The 13,392-nt window shown below is 44.3% G+C and carries 9 protein-coding genes; 7 read left to right on the top strand and 2 right to left on the bottom strand.

All coding sequences use genetic code 11. The annotated features are described in order from the left end of the window. Positions 1-55 precede the first annotated feature (55 nt). The 7 genes from KTG12_RS18665 (at position 56) to gltA (ending at position 7,069) form a co-directional block, all read left to right on the top strand. Positions 56-1,090 carry an iron ABC transporter permease gene (locus KTG12_RS18665; protein ID WP_005637378.1) on the top strand — a complete coding sequence of 345 codons (1,035 nt, stop codon included), beginning with the start codon at positions 56-58 and terminating at the stop codon, positions 1,088-1,090. Positions 1,091-1,097: 7 nt separating this feature from the next. Then, entirely contained in the window at positions 1,098-2,141 is a 1,044-nt protein-coding gene (locus KTG12_RS18660) for an ABC transporter ATP-binding protein (RefSeq protein ID WP_122131717.1), read from the top strand. A gap of 56 nt (positions 2,142-2,197) precedes the next feature. After that, positions 2,198-3,550, top strand: a complete 1,353-nt coding sequence (locus tag KTG12_RS18655; RefSeq protein ID WP_022321366.1) for an MATE family efflux transporter — start codon at positions 2,198-2,200, stop codon at positions 3,548-3,550. A gap of 72 nt (positions 3,551-3,622) precedes the next feature. After that, positions 3,623-4,195 carry a DUF4251 domain-containing protein gene (locus tag KTG12_RS18650; RefSeq protein WP_005637372.1) on the top strand — a complete coding sequence of 191 codons (573 nt, stop codon included), beginning with the start codon at positions 3,623-3,625 and terminating at the stop codon, positions 4,193-4,195. 109 nt (positions 4,196-4,304) lie between these two features. Beyond that, entirely contained in the window at positions 4,305-4,688 is a 384-nt protein-coding gene (locus KTG12_RS18645; RefSeq protein ID WP_046451837.1) for a co-chaperone GroES family protein, read from the top strand. Positions 4,689-4,783: 95 nt separating this feature from the next. Beyond that, complete coding sequence (locus tag KTG12_RS18640) at positions 4,784-5,581, top strand: sulfide/dihydroorotate dehydrogenase-like FAD/NAD-binding protein (RefSeq protein ID WP_005637368.1); 798 nt, start codon at positions 4,784-4,786, stop codon at positions 5,579-5,581. Between the two features lie 18 nt (positions 5,582-5,599). Further along, positions 5,600-7,069 carry an NADPH-dependent glutamate synthase gene (gltA, locus tag KTG12_RS18635; RefSeq protein ID WP_005637367.1) on the top strand — a complete coding sequence of 490 codons (1,470 nt, stop codon included), beginning with the start codon at positions 5,600-5,602 and terminating at the stop codon, positions 7,067-7,069. A 317-nt stretch (positions 7,070-7,386) separates the two neighbouring features. Here gltA and KTG12_RS18630 read toward each other — a convergent pair whose 3' ends face one another. Beyond that, positions 7,387-9,357, bottom strand: a complete 1,971-nt coding sequence (locus KTG12_RS18630) for a RagB/SusD family nutrient uptake outer membrane protein (protein WP_227226193.1) — start codon at positions 9,355-9,357, stop codon at positions 7,387-7,389. 65 nt (positions 9,358-9,422) lie between these two features. Next, positions 9,423-12,617 (bottom strand): TonB-dependent receptor, encoded by a 3,195-nt coding sequence (locus KTG12_RS18625; protein ID WP_122131718.1) that lies wholly within the window; start codon positions 12,615-12,617, stop codon positions 9,423-9,425. Positions 12,618-13,392: the final 775 nt, after the last annotated feature.

The raw sequence follows: 13,392 nt of genomic DNA, 5'->3' as shown, positions 1-13,392 counted from the left end.
TGTTGTTTAAGGGGCTAAGGTAAAAAATTTTTCTAAAAGCATTATCTTTGCAGGCATGAAAAAGCAAGTCTTCATTTTTTATCCGTTTTTGTTAGTTCTCCTGTTGCTGTTGTTTGCCGGCGGACTGGTTTATGGCGCTGTCTCGATACCCGTTGAAAGTGTGGTGAATATATTGCTGGGAGAGGGAACGGAGCGACTTGCATGGCAGAATATTGTGTTGCAGAGCCGTTTTCCCCAGGCTGTAACGGCTTTGTTGGCAGGTGCTTCGCTGGCTGTTAGTGGATTGTTGCTACAGACATTGTTCAGGAATCCGCTTGCCGGTCCTTCCATATTGGGAATCAGTGACGGGGCCAATCTGGGAGTCGCTGCGATCATGCTCTATTTCGGCGGTTCGTTGAGTATGGTGACCGATTTGCCGATCAGCGGTTATCTGGCGGTTATCATGGCCGCATTTAGTGGTGCGGCCTGTATTTTGGGATTGATTATTTATTTCTCGGCGAAGGTGAAGAATAACGTCATGTTGTTGATTATCGGTATTATGATCGGTTATCTCGCTTCATCATTGATTTCGGTTCTGAATTATTATGCATCGACTGACAAGGTGCATGCATTTGTGATGTGGGGATTGGGGAACTTCTCCGGGGTTTCCTTGCAACAGCTGCCTTATTTTGCCGGTTTTACCTGTATAGGATTGCTATTGGCCATTCTTTTGATCAAACCTCTGAATGCATTGCTCTTAGGAGAAATGTATGCTGCCAATTTAGGAATCAAGATCAGGCGGACGCGTATTCTGATCCTGTTGTGTACGGGATTGCTTACTGCGACTACGACTGCCTTTTGCGGGCCGATCTCCTTTATCGGGCTGGCGGTCCCGCATGTCGCACGTTTGATGTTGGGCTCATCCAATCATAAGATGCTGGTTCCTGTAACGTTGCTGACCGGTTCTTGCATCGCGTTGCTTTGTAATCTGTTGATGGTATTGCCGGGTACGCATAACATATTGCCGCTGAATGCCGTGACTCCGATGCTCGGCGCGCCTGTCATCATTTATGTAATTGTGAACCGGAAAAACATCCAATACTTTGACTGACCGATATATGACAAAAGTAGCTGCAATAGAAACAAAAGGACTTTGTATCGGTTACCTGCTGAAAGGCGGTAAGCGGAAAGTGGTCCATGAGGATTTGAACCTGCAACTCGTTTCGGGCGAGGTAACTTGTTTGTTGGGACTGAACGGTGCCGGTAAATCGACGCTGCTTCGTACGCTTTGTGGTTTTCAGCCTCCACTCGGAGGGGAAATACGTTTGATGGGGAAGCCTCTTTCCGGTTATTCGCAGGCAAACTTTTCCTTGACTGTCGGTGTTGTACTGACGGAAAAGACTAATGCGGGAGGAATTACCGTCTATGAACTGGTTTCGTTGGGTAGGCATCCTTATACCGGCTTTTTCGGACAGTTGAAGAAGCGGGATCATGTTATCATCGAGCAATCGCTTGAAGCTGCCGGCATAGCTCATAAAGCCAATAACTATGTCTCGGAGCTAAGTGACGGTGAACGGCAGAAGGCTATGATTGCCAAGGCGCTTGCTCAACAGTGCCCGATTATCCTGTTGGACGAACCGACCGCCTTTCTGGATGTGACCAGCCGTATCGAAACAATGGTTTTGTTGCATCGCCTGGCAGTCGAGCAAGAGAAAGCGGTTCTGCTTTCTACTCACGACCTGGACCTGGCTATCCAAATGGGGGATTGCCTTTGGCTACAGGAGAAAGGACGTCCGATGGCTTGCGGAACTCCCGAAGACCTGATTATGAGTGGAGCTTTTGAATCTTTTTTCGGTAAGGAGGGAATCGTATTCGATCCGGCAACCGGAAAGCTGAATACGGAAGCTCCTACGTCACCCATCGGTGTGGAAGGCGACTTTCTGACTTCTTATTGGGTAGGGAATGCTCTGATCCGTAATGGTTACCGTCCTTCGCCCGTAAAGGAAGGGCAGTTGAATATCACTTGCAAGAGCCCGCATGAACTGGTTGTGGCTTTCCCTGAGGGCTGCAAGGAAGAACTCCGGACGGTGGCGGAGCTTGTCTCTCTTATCAGCATGAGAAAAAGTTTTTATGGACATGGAAACAACGTTTCTCGCTTATGACAATAAATTTTTCCGGTAGGAAATAAAAGTTTTGTTTAAGATTAAAAGGAATAAATATGGCAAACGAAATAACATGGCGGCTGGAGCATGAGAGGATCGGCCGGTTGTTGTTGCATTATGCGATGCCGGCAGTGATCGGTACAATGGTGAATGCTCTTTATAATATTGTCGACCGTATCTTTATCGGTCAGGGAGTCGGTCCGCTGGCAATGGCAGGATTGACGCTGACATTCCCTATTCTGTTGTTCCTCCAGGCGTTCGGAATGCTCATCGGGGCGGGGGCTGCGACGCGTGTCTCCATCTATCTGGGACGAAGGGAGAATGAGATGGCGGAAAAGGTATTGGGGAATGCTTTCACCTTGACATTCATCATAACGCTTGCGACAGTAGTTCCCTGCATGATCTGGATGAAAGATTTATTACTGGCTTTCGGGGGAAGCGAACAGACCATCCCGTATGCGCAGGACTATCTGAATATCGTGGTTCCGGGGACGCTCCTGACCTCCCTCAGTTTTGGCTTCAACGCTGTCATGCGTGCTTCCGGCTATCCGAAGAAAGCAATGTTTACCATGCTGATCGGGGCGATAACCAATGTGATACTCGATCCTATTTTCATTTTCTGGCTGGATATGGGGATTAAGGGAGCTGCCATCGCGACGATCATCTCGATGCTGCTCTGCACTCTTTTTGTCATGAACCATTTTGTCCAGAAAGACAGTATCGTCCGTTTCCATAAAGGGACGTTCAAGCTGGAAAAGCATGTGGTATGGAATATCCTGACGATCGGTGTTTCGCCTTTTGCCATGCAGTTGGCGGGAAGTTTGGTGGTGGTGATCCAGAACTATGCACTCAAACAGCATGGGGGAGACTTGGCATTGGGGGCAAACGGCATTATCACCAGTGTCGGAATGCTTTTGGTGATGCTGATTATCGGGATCGCGCAGGGAATGCAGCCGATTGTCGGTTTCAATTTCGGGGCAAAGAAATACGAGCGTGTCCAGGAAACGCTACGTCTGGTCATCATAACCTCTACCATTATCATGGGAGTCGGCTGCTTTTGTAGCGTGGCGTTTCCGAAATTGATCACCCGTGCCTTTACGAACGATCCTGATTTATTGGATGTGACGGCAAATGGCTTGCGGATCAGTTTGCTGGTATTTGTGGTTGTCGGTTCGCAGATCTCGATCAGCCAGTTTTTCCAAAGCATCGGGATTGCTTGGAAGGCTATGTTTTTGAGTTTAAGCCGCCAAGTCTTGTTCCTGATACCGGCGATGTTGCTGTTCTCCCGCTTTTGGGGGTTGGATGGTGTCTGGTATGCTGCTCCCTTCTCTGATTTTGTTGCGGCTGTAACTGCTTGGCTCTTTTTGTGGTATCATGTTAAAAACATGAAAAGTAAGAATTCGGATTGAACTTTTTAGTATCTCGTTTGTCATACTATATGAAAGTAGATTGATTAGGTTTCAACTAAAAGAATGAGAAGTATGAAAAGAGTATTATTATTACTGGCTGTCCTGCTATTTAGTGCAGGGACAATGATGGCCCAGCAGGATAAAGCTGCCGAGAAGGCTGCTAAGAAAGCAGAAAAAGAAGCGAAGAAAGCTGCCGAAGCAGCAGAACAGATGGCCTTGTTCGAACAAGGTGTACAAGCACTGAAGGAGAAAGATTTTGTATTGGAAGCCGAACGTGTCGAGTTTAAGCGTGGACAATTCGTCTATGTGACCCCGAGCACGAACTTCGTTTCCATGAAAGGTGACCGGGCGACTATCCAGTTGGCTTTCAATACTGCCGCTGCCGGCCCGAACGGGATCGGGGGGATAACGGTCGATGGCAGTGCTTCAAATATAGAGATGAAAACAGACAAAAAAGGAAATGTTACGTTTAGTATGATGGTACAAGGTGTTGCAGTCTCCGCCAATGTGACAATCCGTATGGTAAAAGGCACGAACAAGTGTACGGCAACTGTGAGTCCGAACTTCAACAGCAACCGTATTTCGTTTACCGGTTATCTGTATCCGTCGGATCAGTCCAACGTGTTTAAGGGGCGTGCCATCTGACGTGTAGATTCTTTTGTTCAGGAAAAGCTGCTTTCGGAAAGGGAAGCAGCTTTTTTTGTGCAACGTATTTTATATCTTTGTCCGTCAAAATATCATAAACATAAAAGTCATGCAATTAGCAATAGATCAGAAAGACATAGATAAGTTCCTGATGGTGGGTGACAAGGTGCTTATCAAACCGAAGAACCCGCAGAGTCAGACAAAATCCGGATTGTATCTGCCGCCTACTGTCCAGCAGGAGAAGATTCAGAGCGGCTATATCATCAAGGTCGGTCCCGGTTTCCCGCTTCCTTCCCAGAGTGAGGAACATGAAGTATGGGAAAAGAAAACAGAGGGTGAGGTGCATTATCTTCCTTTGCAGGCGCATGAAGGCGATTTGGCTGTATTTCTACAGAATGCGGCTTACGAGATCAATTTTAATGAAGAGAAGTTCCTGATCGTCCCTCATTCGGCTATTTTGATGTTGGTTCGTGACGAAGGTTTGTTCGAATAACTCCTTTTTGTTTGGCAAAATACTGTGCTATCCAGTTTTTTGATGTATTTTTGCAACCAAATCAACAAGACTAACTATCAATAGTAGCGATTATAATGAATAAAATTGTAAGTAAAGAACATTTCTCTGCCAACGTAGTGAAACTGGAAGTGGAAGCACCTTTGATTGCCCGCTCCCGTAAGGCAGGCCACTTTGTTATCGTGAAGGTGGGTGAGAAAGGTGAACGCATTCCCCTCACCATTGCCGGAGCTGATACGACGAAAGGAACTATCACACTCGTGATCCAGGCTGTAGGAGGTTCGTCAAAAAAGATATGCGAACTGAATGCCGGTGATTATATTACCGATTTGGTCGGCCCGCTGGGGCAAGCCACCCATATCGAGAAAGTCGGTACGGTCGTATGTGCCGGCGGTGGTGTCGGTGTGGCTCCTTTATTGCCGATCGTGGAGGCTTTTCATAAGGCGGGCAACCGTGTGATTGTAGTGCTGGCCGCCCGTACGAAGGAGCTGGTTATCTTGGAAGAGCAGATGCGCGCCAACTCCGATGAGGTGATCGTGATGACAGACGACGGTTCTTACGGTACAAAAGGTTTGGTGACGAATGGCGTGGAAAGTGTGATCAACCGTGAAAAGGTGGATTTGTGCGTCACGATCGGCCCGGCCGTCATGATGAAATTCGTCTCTGCCCTGACGAAGAAATACGAGATCCCGACAGTCGCCTCTTTGAATACGATTATGGTGGACGGGACCGGAATGTGCGGCGCTTGCCGTATTACGGTCGGAGGAAAGACGAAGTTCGTCTGTGTGGACGGACCGGAATTCGATGCTCACCAAGTAGATTTCGATGAGATGCTGATGCGCCTCGGTGCTTATAAAGATATTGAAAAGAAATAACGAAACCACAGTAAACAAATGACAACAGAAGAACTGATCGCTGCCCGTCGTGCCGAACCGTGGAGAGAAGCACTGCGTAAAAGCAAAAAAAATAAGGAACGTACGGATATCCCCCGTGTAGAAATGAATGAGCTGGATGCGGAATACCGCAGCCATACCCGCCTCGAAGAGGTAAACCTCGGATTGACGAAGGAGCAGGCCATGCAGGAAGCCCAGCGTTGTCTGGACTGTCCGAATCCGACCTGTATGCAAGGATGTCCGGTAAGTATCAATATCCCGACGTTTGTGAAGAACATCGAACGGGGAGAGTTTCTGGAAGCAGCCAGAGTGCTGAAGGAAACAAGTGCATTGCCGGCTGTCTGCGGCCGTGTATGTCCGCAGGAAAAACAGTGCGAAAGCAAGTGCATTCATCTGAAGATGGGTAAACCGGCTGTCGCTATCGGTTACTTGGAACGTTTTGCCGCCGATTATGAACGGGAAAGCGGAAACATTTCCATCCCGGAAGTAGCGGAAAAGAACGGCATTAAGATTGCCGTTGTCGGTTCAGGTCCCGCCGGCCTTTCGTTTGCCGGTGATATGGCAAAGCGTGGCTATGATGTGACGGTGTTCGAAGCTTTGCACGAAATCGGTGGTGTGTTGAAATACGGTATTCCCGAATTCCGCCTGCCGAATAAGATTGTGGATGTAGAAATTGAAGGGCTGCGCAAGATGGGTGTGAAGTTCATGACAAACTGTATTGTCGGTAAGACAATCAGTTATGACGATCTGCATGCGGATGGTTTCAAAGGAATCTTCGCTGCCAGCGGCGCCGGGCTTCCTAACTTTATGAATATTCCGGGAGAGAACCTGGTCGGGGTGATGTCTTCCAATGAATACTTGACACGTGTCAATCTGATGGATGCTGCCAATCCGGATAGCGATACGCCTGTCTTGCAGGGTAAGAAAGTGGCTGTCATCGGTGGTGGCAATACAGCAATGGACTCGGTCCGTACTGCTCGCCGCTTGGGTGCCGAACGTGCCATGATCGTTTATCGCCGTAGTGAAGAAGAGATGCCCGCACGCTTGGAGGAGGTGAAACATGCCAAAGAGGAAGGTGTGGAGTTTATGACCTTGCATAATCCGGTCGAATATCTTGGTGACGAACGGGGCCGTGTCAAACAGATGCGCTTGCAGAAGATGGAACTGGGTGAACCGGATGCTTCCGGACGTCGTCGTCCTGTACCAGTCGAAGGAGCGATCGAAACAATTGATGTGGATGAAGTGATTGTCAGCGTCGGTGTTTCTCCCAATCCGCTTATCCCGCGTGCTTTCCAGGGATTGGAAGTAAGCAAAAAGGGAACGATCGTGGTGAATGAAGAAAATATGCGCTCAGCCTTGCCTGATGTATATGCGGGTGGTGATATCGTCCGTGGTGGCGCAACCGTAATCCTGGCAATGGGTGACGGTCGTAAGGCTGCTGCTGCAATGGATGAAGCATTGAGGGGATAGTGTGGTATTTTTTCAATATTTTGACTTTTGAGGATAGCTTTTCGGGGTTCGGGAAGCTATCCTTTTTTTAGAAACTGTTTTAGTGATTTATTTATACTTGCACCGATGTATGGTTATGTGGAATGTTGCTGCAATAAGAAATAAAGTGTATACCAGGACATGAAACATTGCCCAGTTATGTCACAATTCATGGTTATATTTACTGGACGCAGATTACGCAGACAAGCGTAGATATATTAATTGACAATATAAAATAAGTCTGCGTTAATTAGCGCATTCTGCGACGTCTGAGTCCAGTTTATTTTCTTTATACACTTTTACTCTCCAAGCCAAAATGGGCCTTGAACCAATGTTGGATCCTTATCTATTTCTGATTGATGTATCGGATACCAATAGAATTTGCGAGGATAAACACGATCCATGTATTTTGTGCGTTTGAAGAAGGCGTTGTCTCCTTGATCAGTATATTCGGTTCCATAATAATTCATCCCATAATCCGGTCCATTGACACCCCAATCTGGATTTTCACCCTGCTCATTTAGGTTTCCGATGCCATAATGGGCTGTTTTCCAGCGACGCAAATCATGGTAACGAACTCCTTCACCCACAAATTCTACTCGGCGTTCTTTGTGTATCAAACGTCTTACCTCTTTCTGGTCTGAGAAATTGATCTTAATGCGGGTAAAACCATTCTCATCCGTGCCAGTTCCATATTCGGCAATACCAGCCCGATGGCGAATCTTATTCAAATTGTCGAGTATTTCTTGTTTGTGGCTCATGCGTTCTGAACTTTCATTTAATGCTTCAGCATAACTTAGATAAGCTTCTGCCATGCGGAAAATGATAGCCGGACGATAAGGGTGATTGTTATCACGAGGTATATAATCCAATGATACTCGACTACGATTTAAATAACCGTTTTGCGGAGCATCGTGTGTTGGTCCTCCGTCCGGTTGTCCATACAAAAAGTTCGTATTACGGTTTTCCCATTTGAACCATTGTCCATTCCATACTACAGTCAGGTAAAAACGAGGTTCCCGATGGCAATACATATTAAATGTGTTGGGTTGTACAATCAAGCGTTTCCCGTCTCGTTCCGGTGTAACGTCAGGGTAATTACTATCATTGTACCCATCCATTAAATAATAATCGGTTGCCCTATATTCGGGTTTTGTAGAAAATCCCTTCTCACTATATAATGGCGCATTCGGATTGATTTTCGGACTACCGTCCGCATTATATCCCAGTATAGGTTCCGTTCCGTCTTCCATAAAGAAAGCATCTACCAGTGATTGAGTAACTCCTAAGCCTCCATTACCGCCGCAACCGCGAGGAGTTCCGTGCTGTTCCCAATCTCCGTAATTTCCTTTAGGTCGGAACCAAATGATTTCATTGTTACCCTCTCCTTCTGTTCTCATTGTGGCTCCGTAACAGGACATGAAGGGATCCACTTTGCCGTTTTCTTTGTTATTTACGATATACAATCCCTTTCCTTTTTTCTCGGCTTCATCGATCAGCTGCTTACATGCGTCAGCTGCTTTTTTCCATTTATTGGCATCATAAGCTTGGCTGAAACGTTCTTCTCCGTCAGAATTTTTAAAGCCGAGATACCATTCATTTCCATTTACTAACGGACTTGCTGCAAATAGCAATATGCGGGCGCGAAGCGCCAATGCTGCCAATTTAGTTGCGCGACCACCATACAACGTACTCCAACTGTCCGGAAGGACTTTCGACAATTCTAAAAATTGATTATCCAGCCAGTCGATCATCCATTCAAAGCTTTTCTGACCGCGCATTAGATCCGGAGAATCCGAAGTCATATCATCTTCAAAATAAGGGACTGCTCCATAAACCAAGGTCATCATCCAATAGTAATACGCAACCATGAAACGACATTCGTTTTTCATTGTCTCCACGTCACTCTCCGTTACGTTTTGTTTTGGTAAAGCCTTTACGTTATCCATGAAAATATAGGCTTGTCGAATATATTTGGACATTGTCCAATAGGATCCGCTCCAACCTGAATTAGGTTCCCATTGTCCTACGCGAAATCCTAATCCGCAGTCACTACCCCAATATGGTAACCAGCCTTGCGATGGAGTGATATCGTTTGCCAGCATCTCGAACGCATCGTAACGCGTATAATCCCAGTATGGATCCCGAATGCCTTGGTATACACCTGCTAGCCAATCTTCCGTACGAGTCTTGTCGTCGAATATCATGTCTATTGTAATAATATCGTCTGGTGCATTGTCTATAAAATCCGTGCATCCATTTAAGCACATACATAATGTCGCTAAACCAATATACTTGCTAAATTTCATTTTTTTATTTTTTTATTTTTTTATTTTTAGAAATTAATATCAAAACCTGCTGAAAATGATTTCATTATCGGGTATTTTGTACCTACGGATGTGTCGACTTCAGGATCCCATAAGTCAAATTTTGAGAATGTGAACAGATTACTACCTTTTGCATATAAACGAATGTTCGACAGGCCAATTTGTCGTACCCAAGATTTCGGGAGCGTATAGCCGATCTCTATATCTTTCACTCGGAGAAAACTCATGTTTTCCAACCACCATGTAGAGTTTCGAACATTATTCTCGCTTTTCCCCCATGTCAAACGTGGGTAATATACATCTTGGCTTGGATTTTCAACGGTCCAACGGTCTTGATAGTTAGTCAGGATATTTCCCATGGCCCCCATTGTTTCACCAGGGGTAAACTTGTTGCTGCATCCTCCTTTAAATCCGTATGTCATCCCATTCCCTTGGAAGAATATGTTAAAATCTAGATTCTTATAGCGAAAATTGGCACCGAAGCCGTATACGATCTGAGGGTTGTATGTTCCTCCTATGGCAGTCTCGTCCAATGAACTGACAACGCCATCCCCATTCACGTCTTTATATTTGATGTCACCGGGGCGAACCGGACCGAATGTATGGGTAGGAATATCCTCGTTTACAACGTAACCGCCATTCTCGGCAATCAGATAATCTCCGTTGGCATCTTTTTGGAAATCATCAAAAGTAAACAGGCCTTCGTCGACTAATCCAAATAACTGGTTGACTTTTTCGCCTGTCCGTTGACGATTCGTCCCCATGACGCCTAATGCCTCATCCTGTTCGATGATTTTGTTCTGGGCGTATGTAAAAGATCCCCGGAAGCCGACGTATAAATCTTTATTGATTTGTTTGTTTACGTTTAATGCTAGGTCGATCCCCTGATTATTTACTTTCCCATAATTAGCCCATGGTGTATTTCTAAATCCTGCTGATGTCGGAATATTATTTCGTTTCATAAAGATATTATATCTGTGTTCAAAGAAATAGTCCACTTGGAAGTCGATCATATTCCAGAGGCCCAATTCGAAACCTGCATTTGTTTTCGATACGGTTTCCCATGTCAGATTAGGAATTCCGAAATCACCTTCAAAGCGAGAATTCCGATGATAATATTGTCCGTTGGTTCCCCAGTCATAACCCGTTCCGTCTTCTCCCAATGTTGTCTGGTAAGCAAAGCGACGTCCGTCTAATTGGTCGTTCCCTGTCAAGCCGAATGAACCACGAAACTTGATTTTACTGAACGTGTCTTTGTATGGTTCCATGAACTTTTCTTCCGAAAGCAAGTAACCAATTGCTACGGACGGGAAAAATCCGAAGCGATATCCTTTGGCAAAATTCTCTGATCCGTTATAACCGAAATTAAATTCTGCAATATATCGATTGTCATATGTGTAAGATGCTCGTCCGGCGATACCCATGCGGCGATAAGGTACGATGTCGTACGATTCTTCAAATTGCTGGTAATCCCGTTGGTTATACAAGAACAAACCTTCAACCTGATGTTTCCCGAATGTCCTTTCATAATTCAAATTCAGTTCTACATAAGTTGCTTTGTTTCCCCAATCATTATTTTCGGAAGTGCTCAAAAATTGTTGTCCGTAACTGGATATGTTCAAAATTAAATTACCATTTTCATCGCGTTGGGTAGCCGGTTGATACAAGTCTGGTGTTTTTGAACGAGTAACGCCTGACCAAGAATAGCGATCAAATGAGAAAATACCCTTTATTTTCAGTCCAGGAGTAATAAATTTCAAATCTTGCTCTAATGCGAACAACGATTCGATTTTACTTTGAGAGGTTGTTGCATATCCTTTTTGAGTAACCTGTACGTACGGATTCACTCGTTGATTGACTACTGGAAAATAGATATTATCATCTTCTTTATAATAGGCCGGATGTATGAATGGAGGGGTCTCGAATGCTCCCGAAAATGCATCATCGGAAGATATTGCCATTTTATTCATCTCCTGTAAATAGCCACCGACACTGACTGTCAATTGCGTTGTTTTTGTGATATTGATGTCTACATTCGAGCGTAAGTTGAATTTGTTTAGATGTGTTCCACTGTTCCAACTTTGACTCTTGTCGCGTTCGAAAATACCTTGTTCGCCATAATATGATCCGACCACTGCATAGCGTAAAATGTCAGAACCTCCGTTGACAGTAATATCTGCACGTTGATTCATGGCAAAATCTTTCGTAATCAGATCCATCCAATTTACATCCGGGTATAAATCCGGATCAGTTCGATTTATGTAGTGATCAATGGTTTCTTGCGAATAGGGAGATTGCTGTTGACCGTTATCTTTTGCTATTTCATTCAGTAATGTCAGATACTCTGCTGAACCGATGTATTGGGGTAATTTTGTTGGTTGAGTAAAACTTTGTTCGAAATGGACATTGACTGTAGGTTTTCCTAATTTCCCACGTTTAGTTTGCACCAAAATAACACCGTTTGCTCCACGTACACCATAAACGGCTGAAGCAGATGCATCTTTTAACACAGAGAATGATTCGATTTCAGCAGGGTTCAAGTCATCGAGTGTTCGTTCGATGCCGTCGACTAATACTAAAGGACTGGTTCCTGCTCCTTGGAAAGATGAAATACCTCGTATCCAGAAATTGGAACCGTCCGCTCCCGGTTCTCCTGATCGTTGCACGGCAATTACACCTGCCACATTTCCCGCCAAGTTGTTACTTAAGGCACGTGTTGTCCCTTGGCTTAATACCTGAGGCTCGATTGTTGTAATCGAACCTACTATCGATGCACGTTTTTGAGAGCCATAGCCGACTACTACCACTTCATTCAAGCCTGTCGAAATTTCGTGCATGTTCAAGTTTATGTTGATTTGGTTACCAACAACAATTTCCTGCTCTTCAAATCCAATGTAAGTGAATACTAGTATAGAACTTCGACTTGGAACTTCTAAAAAATAGTTGCCATCTATATCTGTTGTTGTACCTATCGTTTGTCCTTTTATTACAATATTCACTCCAGAAAGTGGTTCTCCCTGGGAATCTCGTACTGTACCATTTATATGGATCCCTTCTTCTGTGAGTTTTTTAACAGTAGGGATTATTTCCTTTTCATGTCTATCTGACCATTTGCCATTGGCATGAAGATAATTTGTACCTGATAGCAATGCACACACGATACATGTTAATTGCAATTTTTGATTTAATTCATTTTTGATCATGTTTTTTACGGAATTATAGATTTTACGTTAACTGTTGTTACTTTTAACTGTGTTCTTTTTTTGTTTTTATCCCATAGGCTATTTTTTATTGATTATGAATTTCTACTTTAAGCATATTATTTAACTAATTATCTAAATGATGTCTCCATAGTCCTTGAGGAACTATGGAACTTATATATAGAAAGAATCTTATTATTCAATGTCTTAAATGTATGAGGAGTGGAAATTGTTATCATTACAATGTCTTTTTTGACATAGGAGAAAATTATTTTATTCCTATTGTTTTAAATGTTGAATTTATTTTGTAAAAAAAGTTGCTCATGTTAAATGGATTGTTTACGTTTGCAAAAACGTAGTATTTAATATACTCTATTATTAAGTTTTTTTTCTGAAAGCTTTTTGTTATTATGGTGGAATTCCATAGTTCCTCAAGAACTATAGTTTGTTTATTATAGTGAGATGCAACGTTCTTTTTTGTATTAAAACCACGTATGTTGCCGGATCACCACATGGTCGGTTGTGCAGATATTTGGGTCTGTACGTCTCTTACCTCCCGAGTTTCGAGAGGCTGTTCAAGTTGTTTTTAACATTCAATACCTATTTTGCATATATCTGTGTGCGCTCGGTATTTAAAAGATACGCATTCTCTTGTGGCAAAAGCGAATGGTAGGAAAATAAAAAGCCCCGCTATTCCTAAGAATAACGAGGCCTTTTGGAAGCGAGCGGAAGACGGGACTCGAACCCGCGACCCTAACCTTGGCAAGGTTATGCTCTA

It is taken from the genome of Parabacteroides sp. MSK.9.14 (assembly GCF_019041495.1).
Classification (GTDB): domain Bacteria; phylum Bacteroidota; class Bacteroidia; order Bacteroidales; family Tannerellaceae; genus Parabacteroides; species Parabacteroides merdae.
The sequence above is the reverse complement of the archived record's forward strand: the minus strand, read 5'-3'. Positions and strand labels throughout refer to the sequence as shown.

What these genes read in the sequence shown, in the direction of transcription:
- KTG12_RS18665 (WP_005637378.1), top strand. Translation starts at nt 56, where the DNA reads ATGAAAAAGCAAGTCTTCATTTTTTATCCGTTTTTGTTAGTTCTCCTG.
- KTG12_RS18660 (WP_122131717.1), top strand. Translation starts at nt 1,098, where the DNA reads ATGACAAAAGTAGCTGCAATAGAAACAAAAGGACTTTGTATCGGTTAC.
- KTG12_RS18655 (WP_022321366.1), top strand. Translation starts at nt 2,198, where the DNA reads ATGGCAAACGAAATAACATGGCGGCTGGAGCATGAGAGGATCGGCCGG.
- KTG12_RS18650 (WP_005637372.1), top strand. Translation starts at nt 3,623, where the DNA reads ATGAAAAGAGTATTATTATTACTGGCTGTCCTGCTATTTAGTGCAGGG.
- KTG12_RS18645 (WP_046451837.1), top strand. Translation starts at nt 4,305, where the DNA reads ATGCAATTAGCAATAGATCAGAAAGACATAGATAAGTTCCTGATGGTG.
- KTG12_RS18640 (WP_005637368.1), top strand. Translation starts at nt 4,784, where the DNA reads ATGAATAAAATTGTAAGTAAAGAACATTTCTCTGCCAACGTAGTGAAA.
- gltA (WP_005637367.1), top strand. Translation starts at nt 5,600, where the DNA reads ATGACAACAGAAGAACTGATCGCTGCCCGTCGTGCCGAACCGTGGAGA.
- KTG12_RS18630 (WP_227226193.1), bottom strand. Translation starts at nt 9,357, where the DNA reads ATGTGCTTAAATGGATGCACGGATTTTATAGACAATGCACCAGACGAT.
- KTG12_RS18625 (WP_122131718.1), bottom strand. Translation starts at nt 12,617, where the DNA reads ATGATCAAAAATGAATTAAATCAAAAATTGCAATTAACATGTATCGTG.